Here is a 17,225-nt window from a genome sequence, read left to right on the forward strand (position 1 = left end):
CCACTTGAGCGCCATGGATGTTCCCGTTCCGGACGATCTCCCGCAGGGCCAGGCGGCGAAGGCCACGGCGACCAAAACCGGCAGCCCCACGCTCACGTGGGTGACCCTCCCGATGATGACGACGGCCTCCGTCGCCAGCCTGCGCTCGGCGCCGACCATGGCGGTGTACGGCCTGGCCTGCGTGTTCCTGTACCTCGTACCCGCGGGCGTCGATCCGAGCGAGATCCGCACCATGGCCCTCGTCGAGGCACTCTTCCTCGGTTACGCCTCGGCGCGATGACGTGCACCGCCCCGCAGGATCAGGTGGTGGGCGGCAGCGCCCAGGGCGGCGCCGAGGGCGGGTGCCACGACGTAGATCCACAGGCCGGCGGTGGTTCCTGACATCAGCGCGGGTCCGAACTGGCGGGCCGGGTTGGCGGCGCCGCCGCTGAGGGGGCCCAGAACGGCAATGATCGCGCAGATGAGAACCGCCAGGGCCCAGGGGAACCATCGTGCGTGGGCCGGGTGCACGAGGAAGAAGCCGATCATCAGGGTGACGACGACCAGGCAGCCGCCCTCGGCCGCGAAGACGGCCCAGCCGTTCCACGACGGCGCCGCGGCCGCCGCACCGTAGCCGACCCGCCCGACCGCCGGCCCCCAGGCCAGGCGGGCCAGGGCCGTCCCGGCCACCGACCCGCACAGCTGCGCGACGACGTACGCTGCCACGCCCCGGCCGGGGAAGGCCCTCAGCAGCCACAGCGCGAGCGTGATCGCGGGATTCATGTGCGCACCCGAACGCCGCCCCCACGGGGAGCGGAACAGCCCGAAGACGAGCGCCCCGGCCAGCGCACCCACCAGGAGGAGGGCCAGGTGGACGTTCGCAAGGGCGAGTGGGGAGGCCGGATCGAGAACCCAGCGGATGACCGTGACCACGGCGAACATCAGCATCGCGGTCAGGGCGAACTCGTACAGGGGGTGACCGCGGCGTTCAGGCTCGGATTGCACGGGCGCCCGGCCGAAACCCGTCTGTGTTCCGGGTGAAGCGGCCTGGGGACCGGACCTGGACATCTCGCCTCCGCTCATGGGTCCTCCGTAAGTTGTCAGGCGGCTTCGGCGCTCGGTTGCGCGTGCAGGAAGCGTGCGGCACTCCAGGGCCGCACGGTGCCAGTACACGCCGACGTGCAGGGCCGGGGCGCGGACGAATCCAGCGGTATGGATGACGCCGGCCGACGAGCGTTGACCGCGGCGGCCCCGGCACCGTGACCGGTGGCGCCCGCCCTTCGGCGCCCGCCTACCGCGCGCCGACCGATTCCCTGGCCGGGGAGGGGGACGCGGTCGTGACGGGCGCCGATCCGCCCGAGGGGTCGAGCCGGGCCTCCATGTCGTCGAGGGCGCTGCGGACCGCCGCGATCCGCAGCAGCAGTTCGTCCGCGCCCTCCGGGACCTCAGGCCCCGCGTGCCCCGCGGACTGCCATGCCGGCACCTGCTCGGCCCGGTTCGCCGCCTCTTCCATCTCGCGCGCCTCTTCCAGGGCGTTGAGGACGACACCGATCAGCACGTTGACCAGGACGAAGGAGGCGAGGAGCACGTACGAGGCGTAGTAGAGGATGCTGAACGGGGAGACCGCCAGCCCGGCATGAACGGCGTCGCCCAGGCCTTCCAGCGTCATCAGCAGGAACAGCGTCAGCCCGGCCCGGCCGAGGGAACCGTAGTGCTGCGGGTCATGTCCGGCGAAGCAGATCCAGCCGATCATCGCGTAGACGTAGAGGATCAGGGCGCCCACGAACAGGAAGCTGACCGTTCCGGGCAGGCTACGGCCGACGGCGACGAGCAGGACCCGCAGCTGCGGCATGAACTGCGCGGTACGCAGCACTCGCGCCAGACGCAAGAGGCGCAACAGGGTGGTGTTCTCCCGCAGGAACGGGACGAAGGCCGAAGAGACCACCAACAGGTCGAACACGTTCCACGGGTCACGGAAGAAAGCTTTCGGCCTGTCGATGTGCGCGCCCAGGCGGATCAGCATCTCGAGGCTGAACGCCGCGACGCAGAACCGTTCGGCCGAATGGAGAGCGACCCCGTACTCGACGGACAGTCCGCTGTACGTCTCGACGCCCAGCAGCACGGCGTTGAGGAGGATCACCGAGATGACGCCGAGCGAGAACGCGGGCTTCTCGCATACGCGACGGCAGCCCGCGGCAAGCCTTCGGCGACCGCCGTACGCCTCGATGAGGTCTCGCATCTTGCTCCCTTGCCGGCCGCCGGCGCCCCGGCCGCACGTCGTATCGCTGCCCGCCCCGGCGGACGCCGAGACTTTGATCAAGCTCCGCGTCGTGTAACGCCGTACGGCCGGATTCGAGACGCCCCGGCCCGACACATCGCCCGATCGGGGAGCCGGAGCAACCGGTCAGGCGGCGAGGGCTTCGATGACGTCAGCGCCCGGGAGTTCAGCGAACAGCTTCCCGGGAACGATCAGCTTGCCGCGGCGGCGGCCGCTGCCGACCAGTACGTACGGCAGCCCCACCAAGGCGGAGTCCACCAGCAACGGCCAGTCCGACGGCAGGCCGATGGGGGTGATGCCGCCGTACTCCATGCCGCTGAGCTGCACCGCGGTGTCCATCGAAGCGAAGGACACCTTGCGGGCGCAGAGGCGACGGCGCACCACGCCGTTGACGTCGGCACGGGCTCCGGAGGGGACCAGACACGCGGCCAGCGTGGACTCGCCACCGCGCTTGGCGGAGACGATCACGCAGTTCGCCGACTGCGCGAGGAGTTCCTGCCCGTAGTGCTCGACGAAGGCGGCGGTGTCCGCGATGGCCGGGTCGGTGTCGACGTACACGATGTCCTCGGCCGGGACGGTGCCGTGCCAGGCGCGGACCGCCTCGGCCACCGGTCCGGTGAGTTCGGCCAGGCAGTCCGCCGCCGGGCGGGCGTTGTCGAAGGATCCGATGGGTGCGCGCATGCGTGTCATTGTGCGCCCGGCCGACCGCCGGGTCGGCCGTGACGGGCCGGAGCGGCCGGGCGGGCACCGTCGGCTCGGCCACCGGCTGGAGGCCGGTGGCCTGCAGTGACGTCACGGACCAGGACGGGGCAACAGGCCGACATGACACGTGCAGTTGCCGTCGGTCCGTGACGCGCACAGACTCGTGCTGCACCACGACGCTCATACGGATGCTCCCGACCACGAACCGTCTGTTCCCCCGGGGCACTCCGCCCGTCGGCCGCGGGCGCCGGCCAGCCGACGCCGTCTTCGCGGTTCCGCAACCCCTCACCAACGAGAGGAAATCCGCATGTCCGAAACCTCTGCCACCACCGGGTACGACCACCTCGATCTGGACCTCGACCTCGACCTCAGCGAACTGACCGTCACCGCGCTGAGCGACACCGCCGCACTGCCCGAGAACGGCGCCTCATGGGGCTCGTGCTCCTGCCAGGGCTCGTCCTCCTGCGCCCAGCCGCAGGTGGAGACGCCCGTCGTCTGACGGCTGTGAACCGGCCGCTCCCGTGCGGCCGGCCCACCCGGGCCGGCCGCACGGGCTGCGGCTCGAGCCGGAGGACAGCTCACAGGCCCAGACCGCACCACGGGAGCCCGCCTTGCCGCACCCCGCCCAGCCCGTCGCACCGCAACACGTCGCGCCCGTGTCGGGGACCGCTCGCCCTCCCGCGGAGCCGCCCGCCGGGACCGCGCCGTACGCGCTGGTCCGCACCACGGTGACGGCGCACCCTGCACAGCCGGAGGAAGCCGCCCGGGTACGGACCCTGCTCGACCGGCTCTCCGCCCTCGCGGCGCAGGAGGACGCCCTGCGTCCGGCCCTGTGCGACGACCTCTTCGCCTCCCGGCCAGGGCACGACGAGGAGTTCCACCGCCACGTGGTGCTCCCGCTGCGCCGGGCGCTGCACAACGGCCGCACCCCCCGCCCCGCCGTGCTGGCCCGCCTCGACGAGCTGCCGGCGCGGGTGCCCCGGCTCGGCACCTGGCTGGACCTGCGCGAGCTCCGCGACACACTCCTGACGGATCTGGCCGCGGCCGTCCCCGACGCCCTGACCGCAGAGCGCTCCGCCCTCGCGGAACTGTGCCGCTCCCCCGGCTTCACCCGGGCCGTTGCGCTCACCAGCGCCGACCTGCTGCGCGCGGTGTCCCGGGCCGCCCGGGACGAAGGCGGGCGCAGGGCCCGCAAGGAGGAGCCCTCGGTGCTGCGGCATGCCCTGCGTGCCAGTACGAAGACCAGTCCGCTGTCCTGGTTCACCGCCGTGGGGTGGTCCGGCGGTGAACCGGGCGGCCCGGAGCCGCTGCCGCCGCTGCGGTCCGTGGTGCGGGAGCACCGGACCCTCGTCGAGGCGCTCGTCGCCGCGCTGTTGGACGAACCGCGCCGCCGGCGCGTGCTCGCCCATCGCATGACCAGCAGTGCGCGACCCACCATCGACGGCCGGGCCCTGTACACCCGGGCGCGCACGCTGTTCGCGGGCGGCCGTTACCTCATCACCCACGAAGAGACGATCGAGCTCGCAGCCCGCCCGGCCCTGACCGCGCTCGACGCACTCGCGGCCGCGCCGGCGACCCTCGACGAGCTGGCGGCCCGACTCACTCCGGCCCTCGGGCGCCCCCGTACGGACCCCGCCGTCCGGCGCTTCCTCGGCCAACTCACCGACGGCGGGCTGCTGGTGCCGGTGGAGCCCGTCGACCCCCAGCACCCGCACCCGTTGCGTGCGCTGGCCGACTGGTTGCGCCAGTGGCCCGAGGACGCGGCCCTGACCGACCGGATCGACCGGATCGCCGCCGACACCGCCGGGTTCGCGAACGCCCGGGCCGAGGGGCGGCCCGCCCTGCTCGCCGATCTGGCGGACCGCTGGCGCCGCCTTCTGGCCGACGCCGGCCGGCCCGTGCCGGCCGATGCCGCCCCGCTGAACGTGCTCTCCGAGGACGTGATCGCCAACGGCGCAGTCGCCGCCGGACACCCGACGGCGCAATCCGCATCCGGCCCTGCGGCTTCGGGCATCCGTACCGCCACCGCGGGGTCCGGCCGGGCCGGGGCGCGGACCGGCGACCTGGCCCCCGTCGGCCGGCTGACCGGTCCCGACCGGGCTGCGCTCGGCGAACTGACGGCCCTGGCCGAACTGTTCGACCTCGGGCACCTGATGCGGCGGGCCGCACTGGAGCGCTTCGTCTCCCGCTACGGGCGCGGTGGAACCTGCCCGGCCCCCTGGGAGTTCGGCGCCGACACCGCCGCCGCATGGGAGGAGGCCGCACGCCTCGCCGTCCGGCCGTCCGGCGATCCGGGCCTTTCCGGCGAGCTGGCCGAACTGGCCGGCCTGCGCGAGGAGTTCGTCCGGCGGACACGGGCCGCCGCGGCGTCCGCGCCCGGCGGCTGGGCCGAGGAGGTCGTCCTGCCCTCCGAGCAGGTCCGCGGGCTCGCCGCCCGGCTGCCCGGCTGGACCGCCGCCCGTCCGCTCAGTTACTCCTGGTTCGTCCAAGCCGCGGTCCCGGCCGCCGTCAGGCGGCAGGCGGAACCCGCTCCGTCACCGGCCGACCGCCAGGAGGGCACCGAGCCCGGCGGCCTGCTCTGCGTCAACCACGTCTACGGCGGCTGGGGCCGTTTCACCAGCCGCTTCCTGGACGACCTGCCCCACGGCGCCGCCGCCGAGGTGGCCCGCGAGATCCGCCGCGGTCTCGGCGACGGCGCCCGGGCCGCCCAGATCCGGCCGGTGGGCGGCTTCAACGCCAATCTCCATCCGCTGCTGGTCGGCGAGGAGATCGGCCCCGACCGGTACCGGAGCGCGCTCGCCGAGGCCGATGTGGAGTTGGTCCACGACCGGGCCTGCGACCAGCTCCGGCTTCGGCTACGGGCCACCGGCGAACCCCTCGACGTCCTCTACCTCGGCTTCCTGGCCCCGGTCATGCTGCCGCAGCGCCTCGCGCCGTTCCTCTGCGACCATCCGGCCGGCGTCGTGGACTTCCGGCGGCTCCTCCCCCGCCACACCCTGGCCGTGCCCGGCGGGGAGGTGCAGCGAACCCCCCGGCTGCGCCACGCCCATGTGGTGCTCGCCCGGCGGCGCTGGCACCTGCCCGAAGGGGTACTGGCCGCGCTCCGCGCCGAGCTCGCGGCCGACCCCGGCGAGATCCCGGCCGCGGCGGCGGCCCGTTGGCGGGCCCTGCTGGGGCTGCCCGAGCAGGTGTTCCTGCACCCGGTGCCGGAGCCGCCTGCCGGGCGGCCCGCCGAGGACTTCGTACGGAGTCTGCGCGCGCCGAAGCCGCAGGCCCTCGACCTGGGCAGCGCCCTGCACCTGCGCTGCCTGTCCGGCTGGCTGGCCCGCCATCCGCGCGGCGTGGTGCTGGAGGAGGCGCTGCCCGTCTTCGGCGGCCGCAGCCGCCCTGCGCGTGCCGTGGAGCTCATCGCCGAGACCTACCGGCCTGCACGCACCGCCCGGTCGGGCTGAACCCGGTGCCGCCCGTGCCGCCCATACCGCCCGTGTCCCCCGTACCGCCCGTGTCCCCCGCGCCGTTCCGGCCGCCTGTCCCGGCGGCCCCACCGCCGCCCCGCCCGTCATCCGCCGAGGAGGCACCCATGAACGCCCCGGCCACCGGCCCGGACACCGCCCGGCCCGCCTCGAGTGCCGCCACGGCCCTTGACGTGGTCGTCCGCCACTACGAGCCGGTCAAGGCACCGCTCTTGCGCGAAGCCGTACTGCCCCTCGCCCGCCGGGCCGCCGCGGACGGGCTGACCGCTCACGTCGAACGCCACTGGCTGCACGGCCCGCACCTGCTGCTGCGCCTGCGCGGCCTCCCCGATGCGGTGGCCGCCACGGCCGAGCGCACCGCCGCCGGGCTGCGCGCCCACGTGGCCACGCACCCGTCACGGGCCGCCGCCGACGGGGAGCGCCTGCTGGCGCAGGCCGCGGCGGCGGGGCGGGCGGAGCTGGTCCCGCCCCCGTACGGTCCGCTCGTGCCCGACAACACCGTACGGGTGGAGCCGGTGGACCTGTCCCCCCTGGAGGCGCTGATCGGCCCGGACGGGGTGCGGCTGCGCGAGGACCTGCTGGCGCTGGGCCTGCCCGCCCTCGAGGCGGGCACCGCGTTCCTCGGCGAGCGCGCGGACACGTCCGCCGCCCGGGTCGAGCTCGTCGTGGCGGCCCTCGCGGCCCATGCGGCCGCGCACCCCGAAGGACTGGTCGGCGGCCACTACTCGTACGTCTCCCACCTGGAGGACTTCCTCGTCCAAGAGGACCGCGACGGGCGGCTGCGGGCGGCCTTCGACCGCCGCTGGGACGCCGCGGGCGGGCGGATCTCCGCGCTGGTCGGCCGGATCGCGGGCGGCGGTGCGGCCGGCCGGGAGCGGGCCTGGGCGGACTGGTCCGCCCAGGCCTGGCGGATCGCGGAGCAGCGGTTCAAGGCGGGCGCGGACCTCACCGGGGTGCGTACGGAGTACCAGGACCGGGCCGCGGCGCTGGGCGACCCGGCCACCGTCGAGCGCTGGGACCGGGAGGCGCGCACCCGGTACAGCGAGTTCCACCGGCAGCTGCACCGCTCGGACCCGCAGGGCACGATGTGGAGCCGCCCCGACTACCTGGTCCACCGGGCCTGTACGAACGGGCTGTACCGGCTCCTCACCATCTGCGATGTCCGGCCCGTGGAGCGCTACCTCGCCGCCCACCTCGTCGTACGGAGCGTGCCGGAACTCACCGGGCATCGGTGGCAGACGCGCCTCGACGAGGTCATCGCCGCCGTGGAGGGGACGCCGTGACCGCCGCCGAACCGGCGCGCCTGCGGCTGCGGCCCGGAGTGGCGGTCACCCCGCTGCGCAGCGGTCTGCACCTGCGCGGCCGGGACGGGAGCGTGACGCTCGAAGGAAGCAGGGCTCTGCCCGCCCTGTGGGAGCTGCTGTCCGAGCGGCTCGGCCGGGGGCCCGGGGACGGCCCCGGCGAAGAGGCTTACGGCGTCGACCCGGGAATCGGCCGGCCCCGCCTCGATCCGGCCGATCCCCGGGTCGAGGCCGCGCTGCACGCGCTGACCGGGCAGCTGCACGCGCACGATCTGCTCGCCGAGTACCCGGCAGGAGCGGCCGAACCGCCGGCCTGGCTGGGAGCCTCCACGCACCGGCCCGCGCTCGCGGCCGCGGCCCTGGCCGCCACCCGGCCCGTGGTCGCGGCAGCCGATCCCGGCGGGCCGCTCGCCGCGGCGTTGATCGGCGTCCTGGGCCGCGCGGGGACCCCGCCGGAGGTGTACCGCGACACGGGCCTGCCGGCCGACCGCGTGGTGGCGGTCGCGGGCACTCCGCCGGTGGCCGTGGCCGTGGCCCGTACCGCCGACGGCGGCTTCGTCACAGCCCCCGCCGAACCGGAACGGGCGCGCGCGGACGCCGAGTCGATCGCCGTACGCCTGCACGCCGACACCGGCTCCACGGACGTCGGCTCCCCGGACACCGGCTCTGCGCCCGCCGGGCCGACAGCCGGGGCATCGGCGGTGCTGACGGCCCTGCTGGCCGGCGCCGCAGCGCAGCGGCTGCTGTGTGCCGCGGCCGGACTGCCCGATCCGGCCGGTCGGGACGAGGACCCACAACTGCTCCAGGACCGGCCCGCCGTACTGGTCGCCCTGGCCCGGCCCCCGCACGCGTCCTACCGTCCCTGGGTCACCGGGCCCGCCGACCCCGCGTCCCTCTCCCCCGCCCCTGTCGCCGACCTGGCCGATGCACTGCGTGGCGTCGGGGCACTGGGTGATCCGTACCTGGGCGTGCTCGACGCACCGCTGCCAGGCGGTCTGCCCCAGTTGCCCGCCGCGCTCGCGGCCTGCAGCTCGGTGGCCGGGCCGCTGGTGGCCGGGGCTCCCCGGACGGACCTGGCCCGGCTCTCCGCGGCGTGCCGTGCGGCGGAACTGCACCTGGACGAACGGATACCGGGCCCGGTGACGGTCGGCGCCGGACCCGGACACGCCCTGGGACGGGCCCTGCGCCGAGCCGCCCTCGCCGCCGCGGCTTCCTGCGGCCCCGACCGCGCACTGCGCGAGGAGGAATGGCGCGACCATCCGCAGGCCCGCCACTGGTGGACCGTGCTGACGCGGCATCTGGGGCTTCCGATGGAGATGACGGTTCACCGGTTCCCCGCGGAGCAGGCCTACCTGGCCGTCGTACGGGACCCCGCGGGCCTGACCGGGCCTGCAGGAGTGGCCGCCCGTGCCGTGGAGGCCACACCCGCCGACGCTGCGGCCCTCGCCGCGCTCGGCGCGGTGACCCGGGCCATGGCCGCCGAGCACGGTCCGGCCGGGGCCGTGCACACCGCGTTCAGCGGGGCCGAGGCTCCGCTCGCCGTTGCGGGAGTCGAGCCGGCGGCCTGGACGGACGAGGGATGGACCGACCGCTGGCTGGCCGGAATCGCACGCCGGGAGCCTGAGTTGTGCGCGGCGCTGGCCCGGCTGACCGGGCTGCACCCCGAACCCTGGCAGCCGGGTGAGGCGGACCTCGCCGGCAGCGGAGCGGCCGGATCCGCGGGGCCGGTCCTGGCTGCCCTGCACGCCTGCGGATTCAGCGTTCTGGCCGGGTGGGGAGGAGCCCGATGAGCGGGTACAGGACGAACGCGACGGCTGCCGAGACTGCGGATGCCGAGGCCACTGCTGCCGAGGCCACTGCTACCGAGGCCACGGTGGTGGCCACCGCCGCCGGCCCCGTACCCGTACCCGTCCTGGATCCGGCTGCGGCGCTGAAGACCACCGGCGGCGCCGCCATCGTCCACCTCACCTCGTGGACGCTGGAGCTCGCGGAGCGGCTCAGCCGCCACGCGTCGGCGCGTCCCGTGCGGCTGGTGCCGGTACGCGAGGACGGAGCGCTGACCGTGATCGGCCCCGTCCTGGAGCCCGGGGCGCGGGCGTGCCTGTCGTGCACCGAGTACCGGCGACTGGCCACCGCGGGCGGCAGGGTGCCCTGGCAGAGCCCCCGGCTGGCGCTCGGCGGCACCGGTACGCCGGCCATGTCGGACGCGGCCCTGCTGCTCGCTGCCGCCCTGCTGGAGCCCGGACCCGCCGCGGAGGCGGGGGCGCCGCCCACCGTCCACATCGTCCAGGGGCACCGGGCCACCTGGTCCACCCATCACGTCCGCCCGGTCGGCGGCTGCCCGGTGTGCCGCCCGCTGCCGGCCGACTCCCCCACCGCGGCCGGGTTTCCGGACACGCCGCAGCCGCTGCCCGACCCCGCAGTGCTGCGCGGCGCCAACGACCGTACGGGAGCGGACCGGTTGCGGGCCGAGCTGCACGACGAGCGGTTCGGCCCGGTGCGCCGGCTGTTCCGCACGGAGGACTCCGCCTTCGCCCTCACCACCGCCTGGGTGACGGACGGCCGGCTGCTCGACGACGGGGGCTACGGGCGCTCCGCCGATTTCCGCTCCAGCGAGCGGGTGGCGCTGTTCGAGGGTGTGGAACGGCTGGCCGGCATGCGCCCGCTGGGCCGCCGTACCGTCCTGCGCGCATCCTTCGCCGAGCTGGGCCCGGACGCTGCCGTGGACCCCGCCCGGCTCGGTCTGCCCGACCCGGCCCACCGGGGGCACCCTGCCGCCCGGACCGTCCCGTACGACGCGGACCTGGAGCTGGACTGGGTGTACGGCTGGTCGCTCACCGAGGGCCGGGCCCGGGCGGTGCCCGAGCACGTGGCGTACTGGGATCTTGCGCCGGACCCTGCCCGGGCGCGGGTGGTCTACGAGTCCTCGAACGGCTGCGGACTCGGGAACAGCCCCCAGGAGGCCGCGCTCTACGGGCTGTTCGAGGTGGCGGAACGGGACGCCTTCCTGATGGCGTGGTACGCGCGCACGCCGCTGCCCGGCATTGCCTTGCCCGACGACGACCCGCTGGTGACCGCCCTGGCCTCGCGCGCCGCGCTGATGGGTTACCGGCTGCGTCTGCTGGACGCCACCAACGACCTCGGCATCCCGGCGGTGGTCGCGCTCTGCCGCTACGAGGGGAGTCACCCGGACGCTCCCCGCACCTTCCTGGCCGCCGGAGCCCACCACGATCCGCGCGCCGCGATCCGCTCGGCGGTGGCGGAGGTCGTCACCAACGTCCAGGACGCCGTGCACCGGCCGACCGGTCCGGGCGGGGCGCGCGACCCGGAGCGGCTGCGCCCCATGCTCCGGCGGCCCGAGCTGGTGGTCGATCTCGACGACCACGTGGGCCTGAACACCCTGCCGGAGGCACAGCCCCGGCTGGAGTTCCTGTTCGCCGACGTACGGGAGGTCCGCTGGCAGGAACGGTGGCCGGGCGCTCCCTGGCCCGTGGCCGACCTCACCCGGCTGCTGACGGAGACGGTCGCGCGACTGGCCGCCCAGGGGCTGGAGGTGGTCGTCGTGACGCAGGACGAGCCCGGGATCCGGGACCGGCTGGGGCTGCACTGCGCCAAGGTGATCGTGCCCGGCACCCTCCCGATGACTTTCGGCCACGTCAACCGCCGCACGCTCGGGCTGCCCCGGCTTCTGGAGGTGCCCCACCGGCTGGGGCGCACCGCCCGTCCGCTGCGCCACGACGAACTCCCCCTGTACCCGCACCCGTTCCCGTGAGGACGATCCGATGACCGAACAGCCTTACGCGTCCGCGTCCCCCGTGCGGGCGGAAGCGCACGCCGCTAGGACGGCGGCCCCCGCACCGGCTCCGGCGGGAGACTGGCAGAGCCTGCACCTGACCCTGCACACCGACGGAGCGGACACCGATGCCTTCGTCACCGGGGCGCTCGCCCCGCTGATGGACAGCCGGTACGGGCCGAGCGGCGGGTACGGGCCGAACGGCGGGTACGGGCCGAACGGCGGGTACGGGCCGAGCGGCGGCGCCTGGTTCTTCATCCGCTACCACGAGGGCGGACCCCACCTGCGGATCAGGTTCCGCGGCGCAGAGCCTGCCGCGGATGCGGCCGAGGACGCGGTCGAACTCGCCGCGGAGCTGGCCCTGTTGGCCGCGGGCACCACCCCCGTCACCGGCCCCTGGCCCGGTCGGCACGGGGAGGTGCGCGCGGCGCCGTACGAGCCGGAGACCGAGCGCTACGGCGGGCCGGCCGCGCTCCCGGTGGCCGAGGAGGTGTTCGTGCACTCGACGCGCGCGGCCGTCGCCGCCCTGCGCGCCGTGCCCGACCGGGCCGACCGGCTGCGGCTCGCCCTGGACCTCGCCCACGCCACGGCGTACGCCCTGGGCCTGGACGAACTGGCCTCGGCGGGCTGGCTGCGCCGGCACGCCGCGTCCTGGCGCTGGGCCGCCGAGGCGCGGCCGCTGCCCGGAGCCGCCGTCCACACCCGGGTCAACACGGTGTTCGCGGCCCAGCGTACGAACCTGGGGCGGCGGGCTCGGGCGGTGCGCGCCGGGCTGGACGAGGGCTCCGCCGCTCCCTGGCTGGCGGAGTGGACCGGGCAGGTGCGAGCGGCCGACGCCCGGTTGCGTACCGCCGTACTCCCCGCGGACCGGCCGGACGCGCCGGTGCGGGCGCACCGCCGGCTGTGGGTGTGGGCCTCACAACTCCACATGCTGTTCAACCGGTTGGGGGTCTCCCCCGACGAGGAACGGGCCGTCTGCCGGCTCGCGGGCCGCGCCCTGCTGGAGACGGGGGACGAGGACGGCTTCTTCGGTGCCGGCCCGCGCGCGGCCGACTACCAGTACCTGGAGCAGAGCAAGTTCCAGATCGGTCGTGCCCAGGACACCGCCGTGCGGAGCATCGAGCAGCCCGGCATCCCGTCCGAGCACCGACGGCCCGAGGCCGAACGGGCGCTCCCCGCGGCCTCGTTGCCGGATCTGCCCCTCGCCGAGGCGCTGCGCCGGCGCAGTTCGGCGCGCGGGGCGCTGCGGGGGCCGCTCACCGCGGAGGAGCTGGGCGGGGTGCTGTGGCACGCCCACGCCCCGAGCCATGTGTCCCGGCGGCCTCTGCCCGACGGCACGGAGCGCACCCTGCACCACCGCCCGTACCCGAGCGCAGGCGCCCTCTACAGCGTCCGGGTACGGCTCCTGGCGCTCGCGGTGACGGGACTGGCCCCCGGCACCTACCACTGCATGCCGGAGCGGCGGTCGCTGGTCGCCCTCGGACCCGCGCCGGACCTCGGCGGGCTCAAGGCGTTGTCCTCGTACCTCTCGCGCCCGGCCGACGACCCGGACTCCGTGGGGATCGACGAGGCACCGGCCGTACTGGCGGTCCACCTGGACCTGGGGCTGCTCCGCCGCCGCTACGGGCTGCGGGCGCTGCGGCTGGGCCTGCTGGAGGCCGGGCACCTGGCGCAGACCCTCCAGCTCACGGCCGGCGCGTTCGGGCTGGCCACGATTCCGCTCGGTGGCCTGCACGACGACCTGGCGCACGAGCTGCTGGGCCTGGACGACCTCGACGAGCCGATCCAGTACCTACTGCCGCTCGGACGCCTGGCCCCCGGGCCGGCGCCCCGGCCTGCGGCGTAGTCGGGAGGGAACCGGAGCCGCGGCGGGGACGGGGTGAACCCCGTGCCCGCGCCGTGGCTCCGGTGGCGCTGACTCGGCTCTGGCGGCTCAGCTCACGCGTTCGATGCGTGCCCGCCGGATCAGGTTCTTGCCCGGCTCCCGGACCTTCTCGAACGCCGCGTTGTTCAGCAGAGCACAGCTGCCTGACGGGCCGTTCACCGTCACCGTCGTCGCCTGACCGTTGTCCAGGTTCGTCACCTTCAGCTTCGTCCCCACCGGGAACGTCCCACTGCTCGCCGCCGGCGCACCCCCCTCACCCGACAACGTCACCGTCGACCCCGGACACACCACCTCCCCCGTCGCCGGCGGCACCTGCACAGCAGCCGCACCGGCCGCACCCGCCGGCGCCTCATTGCCACCGCCCACCCGCTCGATACGTGCCCGCCGGATCAAGTTCTTCCCCGGTTCCCGAACCTTCTCGAACGCCGCATTGTTCAGCAGGACACAACTCCCCGACGGACCGTTCACCGTCACCGTCGTCGCCTGACCGTTGTCCAGATTCGTCACCTTCAACTTCGTCCCCACCGGGAACGTCCCACTGCTCGCCGCCGGCGCACCCCCCTCACCCGACAACGTCACCGTCGACCCCGGACACACCACCTCCCCCGTCGCCGGCGGCACCTGCACAGCAGCCGCACCGGCCGCACCCGCCGCACCCGCCGGCGCCTCATTGCCACCGCCCACCCGCTCGATACGTGCCCGCCGGATCAGGTTCTTCCCCGGCTCCCGAACCTTCTCGAACGCCGCATTGTTCAGCAGGACACAACTCCCCGACGGACCGTTCACCGTCACCGTCGTCGCCTGACCGTTGTCCAAATTGGTCACCTTCAGCTTCGTCCCCACCGGGAACGTCCCACTGCTCGCCGCCGGCGCACCCCCCTCACCCGACAACGTCACCGTCGACCCCGGACATACGACGTTGGGGACCGCGGCGTTGCCGGCCGCCATCGTGGCGACGATCCCTCCGGTCGCGAGGGCTCCCGCGACGACGGAGAACACGACCTTCTTCTTGAGACTCATAGTCCGTTTCCTGGACATTGGCACTCCTCGATCCGATGGACGCTGTCCCACCCCACGTCCTGCATACGGCCGAGATCGCGGGCAAAGTTCAGTCCTGTCAGCGCCTGATAAATCAAGCGGCGAGGAGGTTCGGAGCGCTGCACGGGGGGCATACCGCCGAGCTCGTGGATCATGGGTTACGCCAAAGAAGCAGGTCACAACCCCCATGCCGATGAGGGTGAGGTGTGTGCGGCGCTCACACCGACCGTCTGGACCGGCGCGGGGCGAGGAGACCACAGGCACCTTTAAGGTTCAGTTGATCTGCCCTTAAGCCTGCCCGGCCGCGACTGCCGAGACGCGGAGCGGCCTTCGCCGGGCCCCGGTTGCCATGCCGCGTTGGCCGTGCGGAGCCCGCTCTCAGTCGGCGGCGGAAGCCGGATCGTCGAGTTCGTGCAGCCCCGCCGGATCCTCGTCGGTCAACACCTTCCCGGTCGCGGTGACGAAGCGCTGGGCGTGGCCCCGGTGCACGCACAGGAGCTGGTCGCGGGTGCCGTTCCGGTCCCGGTGCACGGCCAACGCCGGACCGTACTTGCTGCTGTGCCCCGGCATCTCGGTGTCCGTGCTCCACCCGGCGCCGTCGAAGGCGGACCACCACAGCTGCTGGCGGGCGGGGTCGCGGTGGACGCACATCAGCTTGCCGTCGAAGACGGCGAGGCCGATGTTGCTCCGGGTGCGGTGCCCGGGCAGGGCGCCCTCGGAGGTCCAGGTGGTGCCGCGCAGCCAGGTCCAGTGGATCGCCCCGTCCTTGGGGTTGCCGTACAGCAGGTGCAGACTGCCGTCGTACACGGCGAGCGCCGGGGACCTCGTGGTGGCGCAGCCGGGAACGGGTTCGGGGGTGGTCCAGCTGCGGCCGTCCCGGCTCGTGGTGACCATGATCCGCTGGGCGGCGTCGGCGTAGGCGAGGTGGAGCGCGTCGTGGAAGACGGCCAGCGCCGGGCCGTAGACGCTCTCGGCGTCGGGGACCGGCCGGTCCGGCGACCAGGTACCACCGTCGTACGAGGTCAGCGCCATGCCCCAGTCGCCCGAGCCGCCGCGGTGCGCGCAGTACAGCCGGTTCTGGAACACGGCCAGGGCCGGGCTGCCCAGGGTGTGGTGACCGGGGAACGGCTGATCCTCGGACCGGCTGCCGTCCGATCGGTGCGCGGTCCACCACAGGCCGGGGTCGTCGCCCCGGCCCTGGTAGACGCAGTACAGGTCATCGCGGAAGACGGCGAGGGCGGGTGTTTCGGAGGCGTAGCGGGCCGTGAACTGCACGTCGGCCCCCCAGCCCGCGCCCGGCTCGAACACGCTGAACCACAGGCCGCTCTCGCGGGGCGGCGCGTCGAGGGCCACGGGCGCGAGGAGGGTGGGCGCGGCCCACGGCGAGACCAGCTCGCACCCGGCGCCCCGGGCGGCCGACCGGATCTGTTCGGCGCGTCCGCCCAGCCCCGCGCCGACGGCTTCGGCGAGGGCCGCGGGCAGGGAGCCGGCGAGCGCTTCCTCCACCAGGCCGGGGAAACCGCTGACGGGCCCGCTGCCGTCGGGTGGCGCGAGGTGGTCGGCCGCCCGCTGGTCGAGGCGGAGGGCGAAGCCCCACCCCAACAGGCGGACGGAGACGGCCGTCCCCGCCGCGGCGAGCTCTTCGCCCGCCCGTTCCGCGCACTCCACGGCCTTGGCCGACGGAGCGTCCGCGCCGAACTCCGGTGCCGTGCCGCTCTGCCACCCGGGGGCGGCGCCTTCGATCGCCATGCTGCCTTCCTGCCTGCAGGGCCGCGGGCCGGACGGCCCGCGTTCCGCGCGGCACGCGGGCGAACCGTCCCGACCCGCGGACATGGACGCTGGACACTTGCGGCCCGTTCCCGGCCGGTATGCACCGGTCTGCGGGCTCTCCCACCATTGACCGGGCCTGCCGGTGCGGACAAGTAGCCGTTCTCAGCCGCCTGCCGTCGGCGAACGCGCCACCGGGTACCTGTGGCGGCCCTCAGGGAAGGTCGGACGGAACGGGTGGCACGAGCTGCCGCGCGTCGTGCGGCGGCGGGAGGATCGGGTCGCCCACTCGGATCGTCCCGCCGCGGACCACCTCGGCCCGCAGCCCGCCACGGTGCAGCAGCCCGCGGATCAGACCGGGGCGGACGAGCTGCTCGAGGCGGGCACAGGGTTCGCTGAGTTTGAGGCCGCGCAGGATCACCGCGCCGATCCGGAACTCCTGGTCCACCAGCGGGTTGAGCCGGATGTCGCGGCAGACGAGGTTGCGGCGGCATTCGGCGGGGGTGAGCGTGATGCCGTGTTCGCGGGCCAGGGCCTCGAGGGCCTCGGCCTCGATGAGGGTGACGTCGCAGACACCGGACGCCCGGCCGGTGCCCCGGCGCCGGGGCCGGGGGCCCTCGCCCGCCCAGTAGTTGCGGTCCCCCGCCAGCCCGCGGCCGGTCACCGCGCGGGCCCGTGCGACGCGGAAGGTGGGCTCGCCGGTGCGCGCGGCGAGGTGCAGGGAGGCGACCCGGCCGGGGCCGGGCTGCGGCGGGGCCTGCGCCATGGGCGGTTCACCCCTTCAGGAAGTGGTCCGTGAGGGACCGAAGGGTGCGGAACTGGTTCACGTCGATCTGGTCGAGCTGCAGTTCCCGGCCTATCAGGTCCTCCAGCAGCAGGATGAACTCCATGAAGCCGAGCGAGTCGATCAGCCGGTTCTCGATCAGGTCGAGGTCCTGCGGGATCTCGCCGACGGTGGGGTTGCGTTCGCGCAGCCAGTCCACGACCGGCTTGATCACGTCGTCCATGG

14 protein-coding genes and 1 pseudogene are annotated in these 17,225 nt (G+C 74.7%); 7 read left to right on the forward strand and 8 right to left on the reverse strand.

What is annotated here, in order from left to right; all coding sequences use genetic code 11:
• Nucleotides 1-13 precede the first annotated feature (13 nt).
• The gene (locus OG299_RS02825) at nucleotides 14-280 is read left to right on the forward strand and encodes a hypothetical protein (RefSeq protein ID WP_442817478.1); all 267 of its coding nucleotides are present in this window, start codon (nucleotides 14-16) and stop codon (nucleotides 278-280) included.
• On the opposite strand, the gene OG299_RS02830 is transcribed toward OG299_RS02825, so the two are convergent.
• The 3 genes from OG299_RS02830 to OG299_RS02840 form a co-directional block, all read right to left on the reverse strand.
• Nucleotides 262-984 (reverse strand): MIP/aquaporin family protein, encoded by a 723-nt coding sequence (locus OG299_RS02830; protein WP_327360316.1) that lies wholly within the window; start codon nucleotides 982-984, stop codon nucleotides 262-264. The genes OG299_RS02825 and OG299_RS02830 overlap by 19 nt on opposite strands.
• Nucleotides 985-1,270: 286 nt before the next feature.
• Nucleotides 1,271-2,218: an ion transporter gene (locus OG299_RS02835; RefSeq protein ID WP_327360317.1), complete on the reverse strand. Its 948-nt coding sequence runs from the start codon at nucleotides 2,216-2,218 to the stop codon at nucleotides 1,271-1,273.
• Nucleotides 2,219-2,383: 165 nt separating this feature from the next.
• Entirely contained in the window at nucleotides 2,384-2,938 is a 555-nt protein-coding gene (locus tag OG299_RS02840) for a YbaK/EbsC family protein (protein WP_327360318.1), read from the reverse strand.
• Between the two features lie 328 nt (nucleotides 2,939-3,266).
• Here OG299_RS02840 and OG299_RS02845 point away from each other — a divergent pair, with 328 nt between their 5' ends.
• The 6 genes from OG299_RS02845 to OG299_RS02870 all read left to right on the forward strand — a co-directional run bounded on the left by OG299_RS02845 (nucleotide 3,267) and on the right by OG299_RS02870 (nucleotide 13,372).
• On the forward strand, nucleotides 3,267-3,458 hold the full coding sequence (locus OG299_RS02845; RefSeq protein WP_327360319.1) for a thiazolylpeptide-type bacteriocin: 192 nt from the start codon (nucleotides 3,267-3,269) through the stop codon (nucleotides 3,456-3,458).
• 157 nt (nucleotides 3,459-3,615) lie between these two features.
• Nucleotides 3,616-6,411, forward strand: a complete 2,796-nt coding sequence (locus OG299_RS02850; protein WP_327360320.1) for a lantibiotic dehydratase — start codon at nucleotides 3,616-3,618, stop codon at nucleotides 6,409-6,411.
• Between the two features lie 128 nt (nucleotides 6,412-6,539).
• Nucleotides 6,540-7,715, forward strand: coding sequence for a hypothetical protein (locus OG299_RS02855; RefSeq protein ID WP_327360321.1), 1,176 nt, complete (start codon nucleotides 6,540-6,542; stop codon nucleotides 7,713-7,715).
• Nucleotides 7,712-9,523 (forward strand): hypothetical protein, encoded by a 1,812-nt coding sequence (locus tag OG299_RS02860; protein ID WP_327360322.1) that lies wholly within the window; start codon nucleotides 7,712-7,714, stop codon nucleotides 9,521-9,523. Before OG299_RS02855 ends, OG299_RS02860 begins: the two co-directional genes overlap by 4 nt.
• Nucleotides 9,520-11,505, forward strand: a complete 1,986-nt coding sequence (locus tag OG299_RS02865; protein WP_327360323.1) for a TOMM precursor leader peptide-binding protein — start codon at nucleotides 9,520-9,522, stop codon at nucleotides 11,503-11,505. Before OG299_RS02860 ends, OG299_RS02865 begins: the two co-directional genes overlap by 4 nt.
• A gap of 10 nt (nucleotides 11,506-11,515) precedes the next feature.
• The gene (locus OG299_RS02870) at nucleotides 11,516-13,372 is read left to right on the forward strand and encodes a thiopeptide-type bacteriocin biosynthesis protein (protein WP_327360324.1); all 1,857 of its coding nucleotides are present in this window, start codon (nucleotides 11,516-11,518) and stop codon (nucleotides 13,370-13,372) included.
• An 87-nt stretch (nucleotides 13,373-13,459) separates the two neighbouring features.
• Here the strand turns inward: OG299_RS02870 and OG299_RS02875 are convergent, their stop codons facing one another.
• From OG299_RS02875 to OG299_RS02890, 5 genes and pseudogenes are all read right to left on the reverse strand, one after another.
• Nucleotides 13,460-14,104 (reverse strand): RlpA-like double-psi beta-barrel domain-containing protein, encoded by a 645-nt coding sequence (locus OG299_RS02875; RefSeq protein ID WP_442817577.1) that lies wholly within the window; start codon nucleotides 14,102-14,104, stop codon nucleotides 13,460-13,462.
• A pseudogene (locus tag OG299_RS42650) lies at nucleotides 14,090-14,356 on the reverse strand (hypothetical protein); the annotation flags it as partial. The pseudogene OG299_RS42650 and the gene OG299_RS02875, both read right to left, overlap by 15 nt.
• A gap of 471 nt (nucleotides 14,357-14,827) precedes the next feature.
• Entirely contained in the window at nucleotides 14,828-16,198 is a 1,371-nt protein-coding gene (locus OG299_RS02880; protein ID WP_327360326.1) for a hypothetical protein, read from the reverse strand.
• Between the two features lie 232 nt (nucleotides 16,199-16,430).
• Nucleotides 16,431-16,982, reverse strand: coding sequence for an MOSC domain-containing protein (locus OG299_RS02885; protein ID WP_327360327.1), 552 nt, complete (start codon nucleotides 16,980-16,982; stop codon nucleotides 16,431-16,433).
• 7 nt (nucleotides 16,983-16,989) lie between these two features.
• Complete coding sequence (locus OG299_RS02890) at nucleotides 16,990-17,223, reverse strand: acyl carrier protein (protein WP_266638062.1); 234 nt, start codon at nucleotides 17,221-17,223, stop codon at nucleotides 16,990-16,992.
• Between the last annotated feature and the right edge of the window lie 2 nt (nucleotides 17,224-17,225).

This window comes from Streptomyces sp. NBC_01296, from assembly GCF_035984415.1.
GTDB lineage: Bacteria > Actinomycetota > Actinomycetes > Streptomycetales > Streptomycetaceae > Streptomyces.